Source organism: Caballeronia zhejiangensis (genome assembly GCF_022879815.1).
Taxonomy (GTDB): domain Bacteria; phylum Pseudomonadota; class Gammaproteobacteria; order Burkholderiales; family Burkholderiaceae; genus Caballeronia; species Caballeronia zhejiangensis.
The window spans coordinates 487,350-508,837 of the sequence record NZ_CP084286.1; the positions used below are offsets into that span (position 1 = coordinate 487,350).

A 21,488-nucleotide genomic window follows, 5' to 3' on the forward strand; every position below is an offset into this window, starting at 1 on the left:
CCATCGTTTGAATGTGCTCACCAGTAGTGCCACGCCTGCACGAGAATTCCGTTGGTGAGCGTGGTGTTGCGGCCCGAAACCGAGTGTTGGTATTGGATCGAAAGCTGGTCGTACATCTTCTGGTGCAGGAACGGCAGGCTATTCGGCTTGAACTGGAACAGCACGCCGAGTCCCACGGTCGTTTCGCGGCTCGCGCTGTTGGAAAGCGGCATCCCCGCCGTCTGATTGAAGGTGCCCCCGCTCGTCTGATAGTCGAGGCCGACGAAAGGAATCGCGAAGGGGTTGTCGGGCGGCGAGATGCTGTAGCCGACACGCAAATTCAGATGGAACGTGTTGCCCGGGCTCAGATCGTCCTGACCCGAGCGCAGCGTGCGTCCGCGCAGAATGCCGCCGAGCAGGAGGTCTACGTTCAGGTGTCCGTACCAGTCGTCATAGAAGACTGACGGCCAGAACGACCACGTATTCGTCGATACCGCGTTCTGCCCGACGGGCACTTGTACATAGGTCTGAAAGCCGAGCGTCGTCGCGGGCGCGGGGTTGTACCAGACGAGCCCGCCGACGAGCGGATCGCCAATGCCGCTTGCCGAGAATTGCGAGCCCTGCGTGCGGATCGCGGGCACCGTGATGCTCGCGTTGAAGCCGACATGCGGCAGCGACGGCACTTTCCAGTAGTGGATGAACGTCGATAGCCCGACGAAGGTGTTCGTGCCCGGACCCGCGACCTGATTGCCGTGTGAATCGAATGCGCGGCTGTCGTGATTCCATTCGAGGTTCTGGCCGAAGGAATCATAGGTGCCTTCGAAGTCGCTGCTGAACTGCCACGTTTGCGGACGGTCCGTCGCGAAGGGAATGCCCGACGCGTGGGCCATCGTGCAGGTTGCGCCAAGCATGGCGAGCGCCCATGCGTGACGTCGTCGTATCTTTGATTTCGGGTGCCGCATTTGCATCGTCGTCTCCGGTCGTTCGTGTCGTATGAGCGAACGTTACGAAGGCGCGGCGTATCGGTCTTTCAGGTTTCGGAAATTACAGATTCCGGCGGATGCGGGTTTACACCACGCACAAAGCACGCACGCGGCGTTCGCAAACGGCGACCCATCGCGCGTGCAAGAGCTTTGCGCTCGCATCTATACTCGCGTGGACAGCGGCATCGAAAGCCGCGAGAAAAGGAGACGTAACGATGAGCGCCATTGCAGCGCCCGCTCGCATCGACCGCTTCAGCAAGCTCGCGGGCGTTCCGGGACTCGAATACTGCAGCTCGGGCCCGCGACCTTATTCGCTGGAATTGAGCAATTCGTCAGACATGATCTGCCTGCTGCTCGGCACGATCGTCTCCGATACGCGCTACGACGACGGCCCCGCCGCGCCCTTCACGTTTCGCGCAGAAACGGCCGCGTATCATCCGCGCGGCGGCAGCATGCGTATCGACGCGCACGATGTGCGGCATGGCTTCATCGCGTTTCGATATGCCGATGCGTTCGTGGACCGCATCGCCGATCGCAACGCGGAACCGTTGCGTCGCGCGGGCAGCCGCAGCAATCTCGACGCCGATCCGATCCGTCATCTCGTGCGCTATGCGCGTCAGAAAGCGCATGACGGATCGGGCAAGACCGATCCGTGGGAACTGCAGTGCGTCGCTACGCTCGCGTGGATCGAAACGACGCGTCATCTCGAACGCGCCGCGCGCGAACGTAAATCGGCGCTGACGGACGCTACATTCGCAACGCTCGCAGCCTATGTCGCCGACAACATCGATCAGAACCTGTCCTGCGCGGATATCGCCGCCGAGCTCGATCTGCCCGTGCGCGCGGTCTTCGATGGCGTGAAGGCGCGTACCGGTTATTCGCTCTATCGCTATGTGCTGGAGAAGCGCATCGGCGCCGCTGCGCGCATGTTGCGCGCGGACGATGCGCCGCTTGTCGATATCGCCGCCGCGTGCGGATTTTCGTCGCAGCAACACATGACGGCGCTCTTTTCGAAACGGCTCGGAACCACGCCACTGCGCTATCGAAAAGCCGCGGGATAAGCCAGGAGGAAGCATGGACCTCTTCATGTCGATGGAGGCCTTCGTTCGCGCAGCCGAAGCGCAGAGTTTCGCGAGCGCGGCGCGGCAGCTCGGCGTGGCGAAATCGGTTGTCACGTCGCGTGTGAAGCAACTCGAGGAGCACTTCGGCGTCGCGCTGTTTCATCGCTCGACGCGTGCCGTGCGGCTTTCGGAAGTCGGCGAATCCTACTATCAGGATTGCCTGCTGCTCGTGTCGAAAGTGAACGAGCTGTCGGGACGCGCGATTCCCGAAACGCAATCGCTCTGTGGCACGCTCAACGTTCATGTCTTGCCCGGCTTCGCGCTCGGACACTTTTCGCAGGCGCTGATCGCGTTTCGCGAGGCGCATCCGCGCATCGAGTTCGTCGTGACGGTGAACGATCGCGTGATCGATCCCGTGCAGGAAGGCTTCGATCTCGCTCTGCAGATTTATCCGCCCGCGTCGAACCTGCTCGTCGAGCGCAAGCTCTTTCCGGTGCGCGGCGTATTGTGCGCGACGCCCGCGTATCTCAAGGAAGAGCCTGCGATCGAGACGCCGCTCGATTTGCTGCGTCACGATTTCGCGCGTTACGCGCACTATCCGTGGGGCGACAACTGGCCGCTCATGAAGGGCAACGAGTGCTATGAGATCGCGCTCAACGCGGTGCTTAAAACCAATAGCGTGCATCTGCTGCTCGAGTTCGCGCGCGCGGGCGCGGGCGTCGTCTATCTGCCGACGATGGTCGCTGCCAGCGATCTGCTCGAACGCCGTCTCGTGCGCGTGCTGCCCGATTACGCTGCGCCGCCGTTGTGGCTGTCCGCGGTGTATCCGACTTCGCATCGTTCGACGACCAAGGTGAAAGCGTTCGTCGACTTCCTGCGCGAGCGCTATCTGAGCGAGCCGCAATGGGACAAGGCACTCGGCATTTCGCCGCCCGATGACGAAGAGCGCAACGTCGACGAAGAACTCGGCGACGTGTGATCGCAACTAGAGCACGTAGAGCCACGCGAGCAAGGTGACGATCGAAAAGAGCGTGGTCATCGAGATGACCGCGCCGACCACGCCCTTCTCGACGTCGTATTCCGAAGCAAGCACGTATGCGCTTTTCGCGGTCGGCACGGCGGCGCACACGACCGCGGCGATGGTCGCGTCGTGACCAAGTCTTGTCGCGAGGCACAGCGCGTACACGACGAGCGGCACGATCGCGAGCTTGAGCGCGGTCAACAGCGCGTAGAGATTGACGCGTCCGCGCAACTCGTCGAGCGTGAGATCGAGACCGATCGCGAAGAGCGCGCATGGCGTCAGTGCTTCGCCGAGTATCGTGAGAAACGATGCGACAGGAACCGGCAGCGTCAATCCGACGACGGACCACAGCAGTCCGCAAATCGTCGCGAGAATGACGGGATTGGTCGCGATCTGCCGAACGAGCGCGGTGACATCGATCTTGCGCGATGCATCCATCCGGCCGATCTCGACCAGCACGACAAGCACAGGAAACATGATCGCGCCGACGAACACCGTCGCGACCGCCGCCGCGAGCACGCCGGGCTTGCCGTAGAGCGTCTTCAGGATCGGCAGCGCGACGAAGCCGGTGTTGGTCATCGCGACGGCAGCGGCGAGCATCGCAGCGGATGCGAGACTCGCGCCGCGCACGATGCGCGCGACGAGCAACACGGCGGCGAAGCAGATCATCGAGCCGCCGCCGAACGCCGCGAGAAAGCGCCATTCGAGCAGCGAGCGAAGCGACTCGTCGGCGATGGTCAGAAAGACCAGCGCGGGCATCGCGACGTAATATGCGAAGCGCATCAGGGAAGGCGCGAGCGCATGCGGCATGTAGCCCGACACGCGCGCCACCCATCCGGTGAGAATGATGGCAAAGATCGGAAGGATCATGCCGGCAAGATGCATGGCGGACTCCGATATCGATGCAGCGCCCGGCGCGAGCGCTCGCTGCTGAAATGGGCATCATTATCGGAGAAAAACGTCGCGCGACGTGCGATCTTGCGCAGCCGCGCGACGCTCGTCCGCTAGCGTGCGGCCAGCAACGCTCTCGCTTCCTCGCTCGACAGCACGCCTCGCTCCTCGCGATTCGCGGCGCTCGCCGCGTAGACATCCTTGCGTGCGTGCGTGATGCCGAGCGGCGCGAAGCCGTTGGCCGGATTGAACGCGAGCCGTTCGATACGCGCTTCGTCGTCGACGGATGGCGGTGCATCGATTTCGAGTTCGCCGATGGTCACTACGTCCGACTTCCACGCGATGGATGCATCGTTGACGGGCGTCGTTTGTTCATCGACGAAGAATTGCACGCCGAGTTGCCACTTGACCGGACCTTGCTCCAGACGATTGCAGATATCGGCGCGCAGATAGTTGTCGCCATGACGCTCGGCGTTCGTCCCCGAGGACGTCGACGGATGCGGATGCAGCGAATACTTGATCGCCGCCTGCCCTAGTTGCACGACCGATCCCCAGTAATGCTCCGTCGCCAGGCTGTCGACGTGATGCACTCTGGTTTCCTTGAAAAGGATCGCCAGAATGCGCGCGCCCTCGGCGGGCCCGAGTCTTGCCATCATCATCTCGCGCAAGCCCTGCGCGATCCCGCTCACCGTGCCTTCCGCAAGCAACGCGACGATGATATCGGCGACCGCCATGAACTGAGCGGCGTCGCGCGCATGTGAGCGACCGCCTTCGTTGGTCATCAGCAGATCGGTTTCCGCGCCCTCTTCCGTGAAGAACTTGAGCGCGATGCCGCGAACGTCCGGCGACGTGTCCGGCTGCGGACACGGCTGTCCGTTGGAGATGCGGCATGCGGCGCGATACGTCGCCGGGTGCTTCGCGAAGGGGCCGAATCGCGCGGCATCCGGAATATCATCAGCTATCCGAAGCACTCCGAAAGCGCCGAGCAATGACTTCTGATGTTGCGCTCGATCGACCTGTCCGTTCAGCCCCGTGTGTTTGCTCGCGGCCAGCTTCGTCTGCTGCGCGCCGATCGCCGTGACGAGCATCGCGAGCGTGGCGGCGTCATCGAGCTTGTCGGTCCAGCCGGCGCCGTCGCCGGCGGATTGAGGGGAGTTCACGATCAACCTCCGTTCGCGCCTGGAGTGATAGCGCGCTGTTTAAGTGTAGGTGCGTCAGCTGACTCGTCTGACTCACGCGCCGGCACCGCGCCTGCCGCAATGCTGCCGTCGGCGCGCGCCGCGAAGTAGCGATAGATCGCGTCGATGTGATTCTCGATCAGCGCGTTGCCGCGATAGGCCGGCATACCCAACGGCGGATTGCCGTCGAGAATCGCGGCGATGAAGCGCTCGCGGCTCTGCGTGCGCGCAAAGCCGACGATCGACGGCGCGGCGAGTCCTTCATGATCCTTGCCATGGCAGCGCGCGCAGTCGGCGACGCGCACGGCCCGCCATGCATCGATCAGCGAGTTGTCGGCTGCGGCCGCTGCGTGAGCATGGGCGACCAGCCAAACGCCGACGATGCCGGCAAGCGCTGCGCGAATCAATGATTGCGTCCTGAGATTCGGCCGACGTACTTCCATCCCTGATCGCGTATCCATACGTAAGTGAAGCCCGTTGGACCGTCGATGAACACGGTCATCGGCCGCTCGCCCGCCGACGCTTCCTTTTGCGGTTCCGTCGACGCCTGCGTGATGCGCGCTTCCGTCGGCTTCAGGTTCGCATCGCGATCGTCGAGGCGCCAGCCGTCGTCATCGGCGTAAATGAGGCGTGACGTTCCGCCCGTTGGCGTCTGAACCGTGAACGCGAGCGGATCGGCGTCGGTCGCGGCAGTCGCGGCGAAGGTGCTGGCGCACGTGAGCATCGTGATCGCGAGGAACGTCGCACGCTTTGTCTGATGGGATCTCATTTCGGGTACCTCCTTACGGGCCGCGCGGTCGCGGCTGTCCAGATGGGCTTATGCATAGAGAACGAACGTGGCCTCGACGAATGTGAAGCCCGGAGATCCGCGTGGCTGACTATTTGATTTCGCTGCGGACAAGAGTCTGTCGTGTGGGAGCATCGCCACGCGGGGCCGATGAGCGGCCGTCTTTTGATGGGCTCAACTATCGACCGAACGATCGTCTGGAAAAACCATGCATCGGGAGGGATTCAGCCCCGCCATTGGGGGACTGCGAAATGGAACGAGGATCGAATTCGTCGAAGGCGTCCCCGCCGCCTTCGCACATTGCTACTGGCCGCTATAGATGTTGCAGCTCAGGCCCGGCGTGCAGAGTTGCATCGTGCTGCCCGTCCAGGCATCGCGCGATGCGCTGCCGGACTTGCTCGTCGACATCGCTCCGCCATAGCTGGAATCGCTCGTTGCCGTGCTGCCGTCTTGCGCATTCTGCTGCGCGGTGCTGCCTTGGGCCGGCGCCATCTGCATGTTCTGCGTTTGCGCGACGGCGCTCATCGCGAAGACGCTTGCGGCCGATGCGGCCAATAGAAGAGTTGCTCTCATCGCCATCACCTTCTTGAGTCAAGAAACCGATTGAGGACTGCAAGCCTGCGACGAACTCGCGGGCACGCATGCTGGGACCCGGTTTCGAGCGCGAAACGCCGCGCCTTCCGGGCTTCTGATCGAACTTGAGGATGGGGCTTGTAAGCCCCGAAAGCGCGTGGCGGGTAGCACGCACTCCTACCCTATACCGCGGATCGGAAAAGTAAATTCCCGATCCGCAGTTTCCTTGGCCGGCGCGCATGGCAGCATCTGCGCGAACGCGCTTGCTTAAGCAGATTGCGATATCGCGGCATGCATCGAGCTTTCAATCGCGTGGCGTTTCGAAGACGATGCACGGTTTTGCTATATTGGATTTCCCGCCCGGGATTTTCGACGATGCGTGTCGGCCGACCTGTCAAACCTCTGCCTCATCCGAATTGCGATTACTGCGGCGCGCCCGCGACCCTGACGCGCGCGGGCGACGAGGCCTATCCGTATCGCGAAGACCACGGCCCGCTCTGGTTGTGCGCCGATTGTCAGGCGTGGATCGGCATCTTTCCACGCAGCACGCGTAATGTCCCGCTCGGCCGTCTCGCCGATGCCCGCCTGCGCGATCTCAAAGTGAAACTGCACGCCGTTCTCGAACCGCTCGTGCAGGCGAAGGTCCGGCGCGACGGCTGCAATGTTTTCGAGGCGCGCTCCAAGGGCATGAAGTGGCTCGCGCAGGCGATCGGCGTCGAGCCGGAGAAATGCAGCATCCACACGCTGGACGCCGATCAATGCGAGCGCGCGATCGCCGTCGTCGAACATTTTGAACACGAACGCGCCCGGCACCCTTCAGATTCGACGATCGATGAACGTTAACCTGAAAAGGTCAACGTTCATCGGTCCTCGCATGTCACGCACTATTCCTTTTCAGCGCTCGCCGCAAGCGACGCGCGCGCGGCTCAGCAAAGCGCAGCTGCTTCCCATCCCGCGCGCAGTGGCGGACGAGCTCGCACTCGTGGCGCATATGTCGCTGACGGCGTTGCGCTCGGGTTCGTCGGACGTCGCGCCGGCGCAGCATGTCACCGAGGCGATTTATCTCGCCAAGTTCCTCGCCGAAGCGGGACACGGCGATTTCTCGCATGAAGAACTGCTGCTCGCGGACCAGTCGATGGCCGCCGTCTTCGACATCGGACGCACGTCCGGTTCGTGGATCCTCGCGCCCGAGGACTTCGAGCGGATCGCGGCGATCGTGTCGCTCTACGATCATCAGTTGCGGCGCGCGTCGCTCGCGGCCTTGTCGGTTGCGAGCGAACGGCTCGAACGCTTCAAGGCCGGCGAGCCGTATCAGTCGACGCAAGCCCGCAAGTCGGCGCGCGTTTGACGCTCGCGTTCGCCGTCAAAAGGCGGTACGCAAGCCGATCATCACGCTGCGGCCGCCTTCCGGCGCGATGTCCCGCACGACCGAGCTCGCGTAGCGCACTTCCTGATTAGTCAGGTTCTGGCCGCGCAGAAAGGCGAGCCAGTTCGTCGCGCCGACGCGAAATTTGTACGTCAGGATGACGCCGAGCGTGGTGTAGCTCGCGGTCGGCAGTTCGTTTTCCGGCACGCGATGCTGCGCCCACGCGTGAACCAGTTCGGTTCTCGCGCCGTACGGCCCATACGCGTAGTCGAGCGCGAGCGTCGCGCGCAGCGGCGAGATGCGTGGCAATGCCTCGCCGGTATCGATGTTGCGAGCGTGCGTGTAGTCCGCGACGATTTCGACATCGAGACGTTGCGCGCCCTTGTCGAAGACGCGCCAGGTTCCGTCCAGTTCGACGCCGTAGAACTCCGCGCGCACGCCGCGATAGACGGCTTCGTTGAGCGCATCGTCGGTGCCGGGCGCGACGGGTTCGTCGTCGTCGTTGACGAGCCGGCCGGTGTTGAATTCCGTCAGATAGTTGCGAAAGCGGCTGTAGAAGACGCCCGCGCTCGCCTTGTTCGCGCCGCTCGCGAAGCGCATCGACAAATCGGTCGAGATCGCTTTTTCTTTTTGCGCGTCAGGGTTGCCGATCAGATATTGGCCGGTCGCATCGTGCGGACCGTTCGAGTAAAGCTCGTAGTACGTGGGCGCGCGTTCCGTGTACGCGACATTGCCGGCGAGGCTCCACGCCGAGTTCAGCTTGAACAGCGCGCCGGCCGAGACGCTGCCTGCGTTGAAATCGCGCTTCGGGGAATCGGCGAATTTTTCGTTTCCACCCGACGTCGGATCGATGTTCACGTGTTCGTAGCGTGCGCCGATGCTCAACTTCAGCGCATCCGTGACCGTCCACTCTTCCAGACCGAAAAGCGCCGCGTTCGTCGTCTGCGATGTCGGCACGAGCGCTTCATCGCCGAGCGCGGAGAACGTGTTCTGGCCGAGTTGCACGCCGATCGCGCCATCGAGCGGACCGATCTTCCGGTGCCGCGCCTCGATGCGCGCCTCGTATCCGTGATTGCGGAAAATCGTGCCGGTCTCGCCGTCGTCGATCTCCTTGTGCTCGTAGTCGGTGTAGGCGAAGTCGAGCTTCAACCGGCTGAAGGGGCCTTGCAGATCGCGTATCTCCGACGACGCCGCGATGTGATCCTGATGCATGCGAAGACGCACATCGTCCTCGGCGACCGAGCCATAGTTCGCCTCGTATCCGTTGTAGCTGATGCCCGCGTAACCGTCCGTCCACGTGTAGGACGAGCCGACGGCGCCGCCGTGCCAGCGGCCGTCACTGTTCGGGATGCTGCCGTAGGGTTGCGCGACATCGGGGCCGTCGAGCGCGCGTTGACCATCCGAGTGCGCGAATCCGGGGATGCGCTCGTTACTCGTCTCGCGATCGAAGGCATCGACGTGGAAAGCGAATCGGCCATTTCCGCCTTCGACTTGCGCGGCGCCGGCGCGGGCATCGTTGGCGCCGCCGTAGCTGGCATCGACTTGTCCCGACACGCCTTTGATCGGGTCGCGCGGGATGCGGTTGTCGATCGTATTCACTACTCCGCCGATCGCGTTCCCGCCGTAGAGCAACGCCGCCGGCCCACGCACGATTTCCACCCGTTCCACTGAGAGCGATTCTTGCGGCACGGCGTGGTCGTAGGACAACGACGATGCGTCGTAAGCCGCGACGCCGTTCTGCAGCAAGCGGATTCGGTCCCCGTCCATGCCGCGGATGATCGGCCTTCCGACCATCGGACCGTAGGTTGTCGTCGAGACTCCGGGGAGTCCGTTCAGGGTTTCGCCGAGGGAGTCGGCGCGTCGCAGTGTGAGGGCAGTGCCGTCGAGGACGCTTGTCGGGGATGCCAAAGCGTTTGAGCCTAGCGGGTTCGCGGTTACGAAGATCGGTTGGAGCGATGTGTCGTTTATCGGTTGAGATTGGGCGCTGGCCGCAGTTGTGATTAGGAGCGCCGTCCAAGGCAGGACGTTGAAGGCGCGGGCGGGCGTCGATGTTGGGTTTGGACTGAACACGGTCGCTCTATGTGATGTTATAACGTTTCGTTTGGTCGGCGCTGTCCGGGCATGGAGGCGGCACATCGCTGTGAACGACGAAATGATATAACGTATCGCGTGGTTTGGCTCGGTCGGATTATGGTGATTTCAATGGTCGACGACTTGAACTTTACGGATTATGTAGTGTTTGATACAGACGGCGAGTTGCGGGTGTCTTTCGGGCGTTCAGATTTGGCGAGCGGGCTGCTTCGCGATGATTCGGACTGTTCGGTGGACCTCTTTTCGTGAAACAAGTTGAGTTTGTTTATCTAACCTATTGATTTTTAATTGGTTTTTTGAATGCTATTGTGGTTCGCTTTGTTCCACGCACGAGTAGAGCTTTCGATACCCGTCACGTTGGCGCATTGGTCTTTGGTTAGCCGCGAATGATCGGCCGGCCGCACCCAAGCACCGATTTTGTTCGCCTTGCGATGGTCCTGAGCCACCGTTGAGTCAGTCCGCGGACATTCGTTATCCATGCACGCTAAATACAAGGTATGGCGTGGCGAATGGACCAGTTTGGATAGCGTCGCATGGTCCGCTCTTGTCTCTGGCGGCAACGATAAAGAATCACCACTCCTCCTCGACCTTCGCCAGTCACTTCAGCTAATGGCAATCAGGCGCCAAGGTGGGTTGCAGGTTTAACAGCGGTAACGGCGTCGGCGCGCCTCATTGGGCGAGACAGGGACGTACTCGGCGTTTTTCATTTTCGAGTGCCGTCGAGCACTTCCGCTTTCCGCGGTCGCAAGCAGAAGGTCGCGGTCCGTCGGCTTGGGTGTGAATGAAGATGGCGGTGTTCGCGAATAGACGCGAGGAGCACAGGCGCGGGCAGAGCATTCCCCCACGCGTACCGATTGCCGGAGATTCGTCGTCGCATGCTGTCCAATCGATGTGCTCAGTGCGTGCGTTTTGATGTTCTCGTCTGCCACAGAGTGTCCGAATTCGGACAGTCCGCGTGCAACCGCTTCCGCTGGTGAGAAGCGAAGTGATCGGTGGCCTCGAGTCCCGAACACGGCTGAGCAGCGTCGCGCCTTCCGGATTCGGATCGCTCGTTACGGTCGCGCTGTCGGAGCGGAAGACATTTTTCGGCTGGTGCGCTCCGTCATGCGATCGAGGCCCGTTAGCGAAAGCCTCGCCTGCAGCCCACGGCGGGCAGGCCGGCCATACATGTCCGAGTTCGGACACTAAGGTCGCTGGCAACGATGGTCTCGTATCCTGCCTACGCCGTCGAACCGGGGCACGTGTCCGAATTCGGACACCAAGGTCGTTCGCAACAGTGGTCGCGCATCGTGCCTACGTGCTCGAACCCGGACATGTGTCCGAATTCGGACACCAAGGTCGTTGGCAACAATGGTCGCGCATCGTGCCTACGCGCTCGAACCCGGACATGTGTCCGAATTCGGACACATGCCACTCTCGCCCTTGAACTTTCGTCACGCGAAACTTGGTTTGTCGCCCATAAAGAAACCCGCCGAGGCGGGTTCAAAAAAATCACTCAGACCGAATCGAGAACATCTTCCCTATGTGTTCTCTAAGTTGACTTTCCTGCTCCTCTGTCATCACTCCGGCTTTGAACTTGAAGGTCAGTCCCTTGACATCCTTCGTGATGCTCCCGGCTTGGACCTTTCCGGCGAAGATCTTCAGGATGCTCCGCCCACCGGCATCCGTCGCCGATTCTCCACGGCTGGCCTGTGCATTCAAACTCGGCGCAACCTTCGTCTGAACCAGGTCGCCCGACAGCACCATCGGCCACAATTCTTGCAGCACCTTGAGTCCATGTTCGCCCGTCTTCTTCAGTGCGTTCGCGATATCCTGAGCCGACGATGCTCCGAGCACGGACGGGTTCAAATCCAGATCCCGCTTCACGAAGTCCGGGAGCGCATCATATGCAAGAAACCGATACAGGTCGCTACGAGTAATGCCCATAGCTTCCGCGAGCCGCGTTCGGTTCGGAAATTCCGCTTCCGCACGACGAATCGCGATGGCGATTTCATAATCAGACAGATCATCGCGCGTCACGTTTTCCATCAACGCCAAAGCCGCCATGTCCTGATCCGTGCAGTCGATCACAACTGCGCGAACAGTCGCCTTGTTGATCAGCTTATGTGCGCGCCAGCGTCGTTCGCCCGCAACGAGTTGGAACGATTCTCCGACTCGTCGAACCGTTACCGCCTGCAACAGCCCAACCTCACCGATCGACCGCGCCAACTCGGAAAGCTTGCCTTCGTTGAATTGACGACGCGGTTGCCATGGATTCGGCACGATCGCATCGACCGAGATTTCTGTGTCGACACCTCGGGCTTCGAGTTCCTGGATCCGAAGCTGTGCAGCAGCTAGCGCACTCGTGATTCCCGGCATCGTCTGCGGGCCACGAGTGGTCTTATCCTTTTTGTTCTCGCCTTTGAAATCCGCGGGCTTCGGCAGGTTGGCCGTCTTGGCCATGAGTTGTTCTCGGATGTTATTACTCATGCCGACTCCCTCCACGATTTGACGAACATATCATCCAGCCATTTGGCATATTGCATCATGGGCTGTCGCACTCGCTGAAGCGACTTCGCCGTTGAATGCGTGCTGACCACGTCGAGTGCCGTCGAGAAGGAAAGCGCGCCTCCGCTCATGACCGAGCTGGCCGGAATCTCGAACGGGTCGAGCCAGCGCCCGTATGCGCTTTGCGCCCATTGCCGAACAACCGGCGCGGACGACGTCTTGCCGTAATCCACCTTCGACAACAAAATAGAGATGAAGTCGTAGACCTTATCCTCCTCGTAAGGAAGGAAGTCTTCGGCAACGTCCGAGAAGAGTCGCCAGAACGCGAGCGAACTAATGAAGTCGAGATTCTCGGGAATCATCGGCATGACGAGCGCGTCGGCGGCGAGCAGCGCGTTCAAATTCATATACGACAGCGACGGTGACGTATCGATCAGGATGTAGTCGTACTGCGAGCGCAATGGCTCGAGACCCTCGCGCAAGACTGCCCAGAATCGATAGCCCTGAATGGTCTTCTGGCGAGCCGGCAGCAAGAACTCCGCTCCATATAAGAATGTATGGCCGGGGATGATGTCGAGGCCATCCCAATACGTCGATTGCACGCTCGCGCCGAGACCGCCCTCTACGTTTTGATCGTAGATATAGGGCAGCACGGTGTCGTCGCCGGAGATTTCCTTTTCGGCATAGAGACCGCACAACTCCGAAGCCGAAGCTTGCGGATCGAGGTCGATGAGCAATACTTTGCGGCCAAGAAGCGTCAGAGCCTGTGCGAGGCAAACCGTCGTTGTGGTTTTAGCGGAGCCGCCCTTCAACTGAGCCGTTGTCAGCACCTTGCCTCTGAAGGTGCCGTTGCTGTCGTCGAGCCGGGTCTGGTAGATATCAGAAGCCATCTTCACCCAGACGCGCACTTCAGGCAGAGTAAATGTCCGGCTGCGGCCGCTGCCGTTCAGCGTGCCTGTCGGAAGCCCGCCTTCGCCTTTCGTGACCAGATATTGAATCTGCTGCCGAGTCAGATTGCACATCTCGGCCAGTTCGCTAATCGTATAGAACGGCGCGAGCTTACGCGGACGCGGCGCCAGAATCTGTTCACGAAGGTTATCCGAGAAGGGTTCCAGGTTATCCGCGAACTCAGCAACTTCGCGGAGCGTAACCTTCCGGTCTTCCATAGGTAGCGTGCCTACGTTTGCCATTCTGCGCTTTCTCCAAGTATTGACGTCGAAGCGCAGAATACACGAATACGCGTAAACAAGGTTGTATTGCGTCGAGTTTTAACCGATCGGCCAGCGGTGTATATCCAACCCCTTGATTTTTCGTTCTTTTCTAAATAGGCCGCTCGGTGCCGTGAATTGAGTAGACGGCGAAGAACGAGTTGAATCCTAAGCATCGTGAAATCACTGCGGCGTCCGCACAAAAACCACCCCGGGGGCGGTTTTTGTGCGGTTCGCTCTCATCCGCTTTTCTATATTAGATTCAACGACTTAACGAAATTCATTCGCCGCAGCGAGCGTAAACTCAGTCGATGTCAGTTCAGTCTTTTTGTAAACTAAAACCACCCACCAACAAACAGCGCCACCCATTTCCCTTAAAAATCAACACGCAACCCTGTGGATAGAGGCGCTTTTTGTGACGCCTAGGGCGCTTTTTGTGCGGACGGCGCCGCAAATTGGGCCGCACGAGGCGGAAATTGTGGCGACCGGGGTGGAAATTGTGATCCGCCTCAGCGAACGGGGCGATTTTTGTGCGGATAACGTCAAGCAGGAGCGGGGTGGTTTTTGTGTTGACACCCCTCGCTCGCCTGATAGAGTGCCGGGGATCGAAGCCGAATCGGAAGCATGGAAAACCAAGACCTCACTGTCACACCGCAGCAGTTGGCGCTGGACATCTACGAAGACATGTCCGCGCAGGGATCGGCGATCTGCGAGTCGACGAGGGACATCGGTTTCCTGCGCAACAACATCTTCACGCGGGTCGGCGGATTGGGCATCGCCGCGCGGCGCGTGCTCGATGCGGCGTACTTCATCGTTGCGACGAAGGCGCCCGAAGAACTCATCGACGACAAGGTCTATACGTTCACGGCCGACGTCAACTACTTCAAGTGGTTGATGCGCTACGACAGCCGCAACCACAGTCATCTGATCGCGCAGATGCGAGCCGCGGCCCGGGCGCGCGTCGAAATCATGACCGCGCCGTCGATCGAGGAACTGACCGAGAAGGACTCGTGGGGCACCATCAGTTTGCTGGGTGACTGCTACATCGAGCGCAACGTCGTGTGCGTCCTGCTTGCCGGGCGGGTCATCAAATATCTGATCAGCCCGTACAAGGCGCATTGGCTGAGCCTGCGCGCATCGACGGCTTTTTCGCTTTCGCTCGCCCGCGCGATTTACGACCGCCTCATTCCGTGCGAAGGCCACGGTGTGACCGAGTGGTTCGCATTCGAAGACGTGCTCGAATGGCCCGGCAAGGTCGGCGAATCGCGCAAGGAAGTGAAGGAATTCAAGAAGCGGTTCCTCGAGCCCGCCATCGACCAGCTCAACGAAGTCTCCGATTTCGATGTCAGCTGGGAGCCCAATGCCGATCGCGTTCCGGCGGACAAGCTGAAAATCCGTTTCCGCTTCACGAAGAAGCAGGGCGCCGACGCGGCGCGCGCCGGCATTCAGGATTCGATGTATCTGCTTCTGCACAACGAATTCGCTTTCGATACCCCCGACTTCGAGCGCCTCGCGAAGCGGCGCGACGTGTGGACCGACGAGCGGCTCGAACAGGCGATCGAATACACGCGATACAAGCTCAACGAAGGCAAGGTGACGGTCAGCCCGCGCGGCTATCTGTTCAAGGCCCTGGAAGGGAATTACCGCATCGGCGAAGCGGACCGGAAGATGGCGTCGATCAAGGCGAAGCAACTCGAGGACGACAAGAAGGACCGCCGTTCGCGCGATACGGCGCAGGCGCATCTTGAAGCCAGCATTCAGGTTCAGAACGATACGGCCAAAGCCAAGATGAGCGAGGAGATCCGCGCCGGCCGCGAGTACTTCGAATCCGTCGATGCGCCGGCACGCAAGGAACTGTGTCACTCGTTCGTGAGCCAGCTGATTCCACAGCGGCTCATCGAGAAGCAGGGCGTTTCACGCGAGAGCCTGAGCGCCGACAACATTCTCACCGTCAATCGCGTGGTCGCCGACGCCTTCTGCTCGCATGTCTACGCGAAGATGAAGAAGGCGCGTGCGGGCAACCGAATCTGATCTGCGCGAAGGGTCGAGAATTTCTCAGGCATCCTGTCTATTCAGCAAGGTTTTCTGACAGCCCGCGAGCACCGCGCCGGCAGCCAGCACGAGCGCCGAATAAACGAGTCCGCGAGTGAGCCCGGCGCTGTCCGACACCCGTCCGATCACGACCGGACCGACGATCTGCCCCAGCGCGAACACGATCGTGAACGCGTTGATCCCACGCGGCCACTGATTCGCCGGCAGATTGTGCCGCACGAAAGCCGTCGTCGATGCCACCGCCGATAAAAACGTCGCGCCGAACAACGTACCCGAGACGAACGCCGCCAGCGGATGCGCGAACATCGCGGGAATGAGCGTTGCGGCGGCGAGCAGTCCGTTGAGGATCGCGAGCGCCTGACCGCCGCGCATGCGATCGAGCAGCCCGGACCACATCCGCGCCGATACGACCGTCGCCACGCCCAGCAGGATATAAAAGCCGATCACGACCGCCGCGCTCATGCCTGCGTTGCGAAGCAGGGCGACGATGAACGTCATGTAGCCGATATAGCCGATACCGAAGCACCCGTATCCGGCGAGCGCGAGCGCGAAACGCCGCCGCCGAACCGGCGCGCCCGCGGCGCTGTCCGTACCTTGACGCGTCGCCGAAACAGGCTGCGCGGATTCGATACGCCGCGCGGCCCAGACGGCGGCGCCGGAACACGCCGCGCAACCCGCGGCGAGCGCGAACCACGCGACGCGCCAGCCGTGCGCGACCGGCAGGACCGTCAGCGGAACGAGTATCGACGAGATCACGATGCCCCAGCCCGTGCCGCCGTAATACAAGCCGATGACGAGTCCGGCGTCGCGCGGCGACATCGATGCGAGCCGTGCCGCCAGCACGCCGCCGCTCACGAAGACGAGCGCGCTGCCGATTCCCGTCGCGACGCGTAACGCGAGCAGGGCGTCGGTATCGGTCGTCGTGCCGCTCGCCGCCATCAGGACGACGGTGAGCGCGCAGCCCGCGACGAACAGCGTGCGCGACGGCGCGCGCATCGACAATCGTGAGAACGCGAGTGCGCCGAGCAGGTAGCCGAACGCATTCGCCGTATTCATCGCGCCGGCCTGGGCGAAGTTCCACGCGAGGTCGAGCCGCATCGGCGGAAGCAGCAGCGCGTAGGAGAAGCGCGCGAGCCCGAGCGCGATGGCGCTGCCGAGCGATAGCGCCATCGCGAGCAGAAGCGCCTGTCTGCGAAGTTCCCCGCTTGCATCGTCACGCTGTATCACGCTCTTTTCGTCCTGTTGTCGATACGCGGCCTATGGTATCGCGGACCGGTCATATTGCTTACACAAGCCGTGGCTAAGCTTCGCAGCGCTGTATCGATCTGCGACCGAAGCCGGAGAAACCGATGTCCACTGTTGCATGCCGTCACGCGCTCGTGGCGTGTCTCGTCGTTTGCGCCAGTGCAATCGTTTGCGGTTGCGGCGAGCGGGACACGGAATCATCGGCCTCCGCCGGGCTCACGCGCGACGTATCGTCCGAAACATCCGCGACATCCGGCCCATCCGCGACGAGCGAGCTTCAGAATTGGGCGAAACAGGCCACAGGAGGCGCATCCGATGAAGCGGCGCAGCCCGCGATAGCGCGAGCCGCGTCGGAACCGCTCGCGACACCGGTGATTCACACGGTTGACTGACCCATCCATTTACTTCCCGCAAAACGAATGAAAAACACGAACCGTCGTGACTTTCTGCGCGCGGCCGCCCAGGCGGCAGGCGCGACCGCCGCACTGAACGTGATGCCGCTCGGCATTCGCCAGGCGCTCGCGATTCCCGCGAACAACCGTCATGGATCGATCGAGGACATCGAGCACATCGTCGTGCTGATGCAGGAGAACCGCTCGTTCGATCACTACTTCGGCACCATGCGCGGCGTGCGCGGCTTCGGCGACAAGACCGCCGTGACGCTGCCCAACGGCAAGCCGGTGTTCAATCAGCCGATCGCGTCCGGTGCGGGCGAAGTGCTGCCGTTCCACCCGGACGCCGCCAATCTCGGCCTGCAGTTCCTGCAGGATTTGCCGCACGGATGGACGGACGGGAAGGGCGCGTTCCACGACGGCCGCTATGACCAATGGGTGCCGTTCAAGGGCACGACGACGATGGCGTATCTGCAGCGCGACGACATCCCGTTCCACTATCAGCTCGCCGACGCCTTCACGATCTGCGACGCGTATCACTGCTCGACGAACACATCGACCGATCCGAACCGCTACTACATGTGGACGGGCTATGTCGGCAACGACGGCACCGGCGGCGGCCCGGTCGTCGATAACGCGGAAGCCGGCTACGGCTGGTCCACGTTCCCCGAAGTGCTGGAGCGCGCGGGCATCTCGTGGAAGATCTATCAGGACATCGGCACGGGGCTCGACGCGAAGAATTCGTGGGGCTGGACCGACGACGCGTACATCGGCAACTATGGCGACAATTCGCTGCTGTACTTCAAGCAGTATCAGAATGCGCAGCCCGGCAGTCCGCTGTATGAAAAGGCGCGTCGCGGCACGAACGCGGTCGCCGGCGACGACTACTTTTCGATCCTGAAGCGCGATGTGGCGGCGGGCACGCTGCCGCAAGTCTCGTGGATCGTCGCGCCCGAGGCGTTTTCCGAGCACCCGAACTGGCCCGCGAACTACGGCGCCTGGTATATCGATCAGGTGTTGCAGGTGCTGACGTCGAATCCGGATTTGTGGAGCAAAACGGCGCTGCTCATCAACTACGACGAAAACGACGGCTTCTTCGATCACCTCGTCCCGCCGTTTCCGCCGACGTCGAGCGCGAACGGTCTTTCGACGGTCGATACCAGCGCGGAGATCTTTCCGGGCAGCGCGAAATACGCGAGCGGCCCCTACGGCCTGGGCGCGCGCGTGCCGATGCTCGTCGTGTCGCCTTGGTCCAAAGGCGGCTGGGTATGCTCCGAAACCTTCGACCATACCTCGGTGATCCGCTTCATCCAGAAACGCTTCGGGCGCGCGCACAACCTCGCCGAGCCGAACATCTCGCCGTGGCGTCGCGCGATTTGCGGCGATCTGACGTCCGCGTTCGACTTCCGCAATCCGAATAGCGCGATGCCGACGCTGCCGGCGACGAGCGGCTACGTTCCGCCCGACAAGCAGCGCCATCCCGACTATGTGCCTGTCCCGCCCGCCGCGCAGGCGCTGCCGAAGCAGGAGTCCGGCGTGCGCGCCGCGCGCGCGTTGCCGTACGAGCTTTTCGTGCGCGCGCGCCCGGATGCGTCGAAGGACGCCGTCTCGTTCGACTTCGTCAACACCGGACGCGCGGGCGCGGTCTTTCTGCTGTATCGCAATGCGAGCGCGGATGCGCCTCGCACCTATACGGTCGAAGCGCGCAAGCGTCTCGCGGACAGCGTCGCGGCGAACGCGGACGGCAGCTTCGATTTCGTCGTGCACGGCCCGAACGGCTTTCTGCGGCGGATCGCGGGCAAGGCGAGCGCGCAGTCGCACTGGTGGTCGCGCGAGCAGGCCGCGCCGGATGTCGCCGAAGGCTACGACGTCGCCAACGGCAACCTGCAACTGCGGCTCGCGAACCGCGGAACCGCGGCATGCACCTTCAGCGTGAAGAATGCCTACGATCCATCGAAGACGGTCACGCGGCGCGTGCGGGGCGGCGACACGGAGCAGCTCTACGTCGATCTGCGCGACGCGCACGGCTGGTATGACATCGAAATCACGGTCGACACCGATTCCGCGTTCCTGCGCCGTCTCGCGGGTCACGTCGAAACCGGGCGCGACAGCATGAGCGATCCGGCGTTCGGCGCCTGACGCAATCGCGTCGAGCATTGCCGGCCGCGCGCATCGACCCGCGCGGCCGCGTCGACTTTTCCTCCGCCATCCGCCAGTCCAGCGGAACTCCGCAGCTCGAGTCCACTCCCAAAGTCTCGCAAAGGCGGGCATTTTTTGCCGGCCAGCCTCGTCGTGCAGCGCACATACGTGGGACATCACGCATTGCGAAGCGCGACAAAGCCTGTGAAGATCGAACGTGCACGTCAATTCACGCTCAGGTTCGACGCGACGGTGAAATCAAAATGGCACGCCGCGCGCCGTATCGCAGCATCGATCCAATAACGAATTGGGGTGCAACACGGAGACGGGGATGAGAGAACGAGCAACCGTGCTGCTGGTTCGTCGCCAGTCAGTGCTGCTGGTCCGGGAGCGTGGCGGACCGTGGCTTCTGCCGGGCGGAGCGGTGGCATACGACGAATTGACGATTGTTGCAGCGATCCGAGCGCTGCACGAAGACACCGGCGTCGAGGCGAGCGCTGCGGCGTTTCTGTTTCAGCAGGCGTCGGCGCATCATCTGCATCATGTTTTTCGCATTGCGATACCGGACGAGGTGCATCTGCGGCCGAAAGCCGGCGCGCGATTCCATGAGTTGCTGTGGATCGATGCGCCTCAACTCGCGCAAGTCAGTGCGACGCCTGGCACACGCGCGATCCTGACCCGCGCGATGGGCGGCAGCCGGGAGCCGGCGCGGCACGCGTGGAAAAACGGCGACGCCGATGCGGCCATGACGGCCGGCGCCGGCAGGCGCGGGCGCTGAATCGGGTCGCCGATCGGTCGCATCGAGGCTTTTTTCGTCTGCGCAAATCGCGAAGGCACCTTGTTTCGCCACGAAATGAATACTTTTCCGGCGAACTTATGCCTATGCTAGCGTTGGGACGGTTGCCAGGCGCACCGGCGAGTATCGTCGGACGCGAGCGGCAGCTTGAGCAACGGAAGCATTCGCCCTTTGACTGGCGGAGGAAACCATGAAGCTCGTCAGCCTATTCGCCGGAACCGTCGGGTTCGTGGCGGTGGTCGGCCTTTCCTTATTGGCGGTAGCGGACATTTTCTTGACAACGTCCGACAAACCCGCGGAAAAAGAGGGGCTCGCGTGAAACGCGCTTTCTTACTTGCTGAAATGATCGGTTAATCGTCGGTCAAATAGGCGAGACGACTGGCGGCAAATCGGGAATATCGACGCGCGCATTCGAATGACGCGCCGTTGTCTTTCGAAATCCGCATCTCGACGTGTAATACGCTCTGCATCGGTCTCCGAATAAATCGCGCCGGCCTTCGCGTCGCAGCGGTCGATGCGCGTCCCCGGCCCGCGCCGCACCATGCCGTTCGTCCGCCCGCGCGGCCGCGCTGCCCGGCGAGCGGTCCACGGAAAAGATGCGCTTTCACCCTTTTGTTCAGGGATTTGCGCGGGCCGCATCCGTCCGAAAATCATCCACATAGGTCCGTCACGCGGAAATTGGCCGATTTCCGATGTGATATAATCCGCGAATAAATCAAAATTTCATTCGGCCAAAACTTTCAGCGGCAGGTTTTATCTAATGCTTGATTCAACGCGTACGAGCGCGGAGGAAGCATGTCTGTAGGCGGTGTTATAGGCGCAATTGTTTTTTTCGCAATAATCGGCCTCGCTTTGCTGGCCGTGTTCGAAATTATCTTTTCGCCTTCTTCCAAACATAAGGCAGATGAAATGAGCAAGCCGGCTCATAAGCGGCCTACGTGGTATCGCAGGCGCGAGGTCGCCGTGCGCCGCGACGAGCCTTGATCCACGACAAAATTTCCTGATCCGCCAACAAGTTAGGTCTCCCTCCGTATCGGCCCGTGGCCAGCGCCAGGCGCGCCGGCCATCGCATCGCGCAGCCATTCCGGCACAGCCGTTCAAAATCCCTCGCATTATTTAGCTGTCGCAACTGTGTGCGATAGCGCACCGCAGTCACGTTCCCCAGACTCTAGTCTTTCTTCGCCGGCATCATCATGAAATGTAGGTTCATCATTTCGAAAGCGCCGGAACACAACACAT

Annotated in this window: 19 protein-coding genes; 8 read left to right on the forward strand and 11 right to left on the reverse strand. The window is 61.6% G+C overall.

All coding sequences use genetic code 11. The features are described 5' to 3' along the window. Positions 1-17 precede the first annotated feature (17 nt). Positions 18-890, reverse strand: coding sequence for a transporter (locus LDZ23_RS28410; protein WP_033536889.1), 873 nt, complete (start codon positions 888-890; stop codon positions 18-20). A gap of 287 nt (positions 891-1,177) precedes the next feature. On the opposite strand from LDZ23_RS28410, the gene LDZ23_RS28415 reads away from it, so the two are divergent. Both LDZ23_RS28415 and LDZ23_RS28420 read left to right on the forward strand, forming a co-directional pair. Beyond that, positions 1,178-2,023, forward strand: coding sequence for a helix-turn-helix domain-containing protein (locus LDZ23_RS28415; protein WP_008346129.1), 846 nt, complete (start codon positions 1,178-1,180; stop codon positions 2,021-2,023). Between the two features lie 13 nt (positions 2,024-2,036). Next, positions 2,037-3,002: a LysR family transcriptional regulator gene (locus LDZ23_RS28420; protein WP_008346131.1), complete on the forward strand. Its 966-nt coding sequence runs from the start codon at positions 2,037-2,039 to the stop codon at positions 3,000-3,002. Between the two features lie 6 nt (positions 3,003-3,008). On the opposite strand, the gene LDZ23_RS28425 is transcribed toward LDZ23_RS28420, so the two are convergent. The 5 genes from LDZ23_RS28425 to LDZ23_RS28445 form a co-directional block, all read right to left on the reverse strand. After that, positions 3,009-3,929: an AEC family transporter gene (locus LDZ23_RS28425; protein ID WP_008346134.1), complete on the reverse strand. Its 921-nt coding sequence runs from the start codon at positions 3,927-3,929 to the stop codon at positions 3,009-3,011. A gap of 119 nt (positions 3,930-4,048) precedes the next feature. Beyond that, positions 4,049-5,095, reverse strand: a complete 1,047-nt coding sequence (locus LDZ23_RS28430) for a catalase (RefSeq protein ID WP_235366304.1) — start codon at positions 5,093-5,095, stop codon at positions 4,049-4,051. A gap of 2 nt (positions 5,096-5,097) precedes the next feature. Further along, positions 5,098-5,418, reverse strand: a complete 321-nt coding sequence (locus LDZ23_RS28435; protein ID WP_244808280.1) for a c-type cytochrome — start codon at positions 5,416-5,418, stop codon at positions 5,098-5,100. A gap of 98 nt (positions 5,419-5,516) precedes the next feature. Further along, positions 5,517-5,882, reverse strand: a complete 366-nt coding sequence (locus LDZ23_RS28440; RefSeq protein ID WP_008346140.1) for a hypothetical protein — start codon at positions 5,880-5,882, stop codon at positions 5,517-5,519. A 321-nt stretch (positions 5,883-6,203) separates the two neighbouring features. After that, on the reverse strand, positions 6,204-6,473 hold the full coding sequence (locus LDZ23_RS28445; RefSeq protein ID WP_235366305.1) for a hypothetical protein: 270 nt from the start codon (positions 6,471-6,473) through the stop codon (positions 6,204-6,206). A 375-nt stretch (positions 6,474-6,848) separates the two neighbouring features. Here LDZ23_RS28445 and LDZ23_RS28450 point away from each other — a divergent pair, with 375 nt between their 5' ends. Together LDZ23_RS28450 and LDZ23_RS28455 are read left to right on the forward strand one after the other, a co-directional pair. Beyond that, complete coding sequence (locus LDZ23_RS28450) at positions 6,849-7,316, forward strand: zinc-finger-containing protein (protein WP_008346143.1); 468 nt, start codon at positions 6,849-6,851, stop codon at positions 7,314-7,316. Between the two features lie 31 nt (positions 7,317-7,347). Beyond that, positions 7,348-7,821, forward strand: a complete 474-nt coding sequence (locus tag LDZ23_RS28455; RefSeq protein ID WP_008346145.1) for a hypothetical protein — start codon at positions 7,348-7,350, stop codon at positions 7,819-7,821. A 15-nt stretch (positions 7,822-7,836) separates the two neighbouring features. On the opposite strand, the gene LDZ23_RS28460 is transcribed toward LDZ23_RS28455, so the two are convergent. From LDZ23_RS28460 to LDZ23_RS28470, 3 genes are all read right to left on the reverse strand, one after another. Next, positions 7,837-9,975 carry a TonB-dependent receptor gene (locus LDZ23_RS28460; protein WP_404989942.1) on the reverse strand — a complete coding sequence of 713 codons (2,139 nt, stop codon included), beginning with the start codon at positions 9,973-9,975 and terminating at the stop codon, positions 7,837-7,839. 1,446 nt (positions 9,976-11,421) lie between these two features. Then, positions 11,422-12,399, reverse strand: a complete 978-nt coding sequence (locus tag LDZ23_RS28465) for a ParB/RepB/Spo0J family partition protein (RefSeq protein WP_034470099.1) — start codon at positions 12,397-12,399, stop codon at positions 11,422-11,424. Next, positions 12,396-13,607, reverse strand: a complete 1,212-nt coding sequence (locus LDZ23_RS28470; protein WP_033536892.1) for a ParA family protein — start codon at positions 13,605-13,607, stop codon at positions 12,396-12,398. The genes LDZ23_RS28465 and LDZ23_RS28470 overlap by 4 nt, the downstream gene beginning before the upstream one ends. Before the next feature lie 642 nt (positions 13,608-14,249). Here LDZ23_RS28470 and LDZ23_RS28475 point away from each other — a divergent pair. Further along, positions 14,250-15,656: a replication initiation protein gene (locus tag LDZ23_RS28475; RefSeq protein ID WP_008346150.1), complete on the forward strand. Its 1,407-nt coding sequence runs from the start codon at positions 14,250-14,252 to the stop codon at positions 15,654-15,656. Positions 15,657-15,680: 24 nt separating this feature from the next. Here the strand turns inward: LDZ23_RS28475 and LDZ23_RS28480 are convergent, their stop codons facing one another. Then, positions 15,681-16,847 carry a YbfB/YjiJ family MFS transporter gene (locus LDZ23_RS28480; RefSeq protein ID WP_008346152.1) on the reverse strand — a complete coding sequence of 389 codons (1,167 nt, stop codon included), beginning with the start codon at positions 16,845-16,847 and terminating at the stop codon, positions 15,681-15,683. A 494-nt stretch (positions 16,848-17,341) separates the two neighbouring features. Here LDZ23_RS28480 and LDZ23_RS28485 point away from each other — a divergent pair, with 494 nt between their 5' ends. The 3 genes from LDZ23_RS28485 to LDZ23_RS34895 all read left to right on the forward strand — a co-directional run bounded on the left by LDZ23_RS28485 (position 17,342) and on the right by LDZ23_RS34895 (position 20,568). Next, entirely contained in the window at positions 17,342-19,453 is a 2,112-nt protein-coding gene (locus tag LDZ23_RS28485; protein WP_008346153.1) for a phosphocholine-specific phospholipase C, read from the forward strand. Positions 19,454-19,784: 331 nt separating this feature from the next. Then, entirely contained in the window at positions 19,785-20,231 is a 447-nt protein-coding gene (locus tag LDZ23_RS28490) for an NUDIX domain-containing protein (RefSeq protein WP_051078963.1), read from the forward strand. Positions 20,232-20,439: 208 nt separating this feature from the next. After that, complete coding sequence (locus LDZ23_RS34895) at positions 20,440-20,568, forward strand: hypothetical protein (RefSeq protein ID WP_268811670.1); 129 nt, start codon at positions 20,440-20,442, stop codon at positions 20,566-20,568. Positions 20,569-20,579: 11 nt separating this feature from the next. On the opposite strand, the gene LDZ23_RS28495 is transcribed toward LDZ23_RS34895, so the two are convergent. Continuing rightward, the gene (locus LDZ23_RS28495) at positions 20,580-20,909 is read right to left on the reverse strand and encodes a hypothetical protein (protein ID WP_152563167.1); all 330 of its coding nucleotides are present in this window, start codon (positions 20,907-20,909) and stop codon (positions 20,580-20,582) included. Positions 20,910-21,488 lie beyond the last annotated feature (579 nt).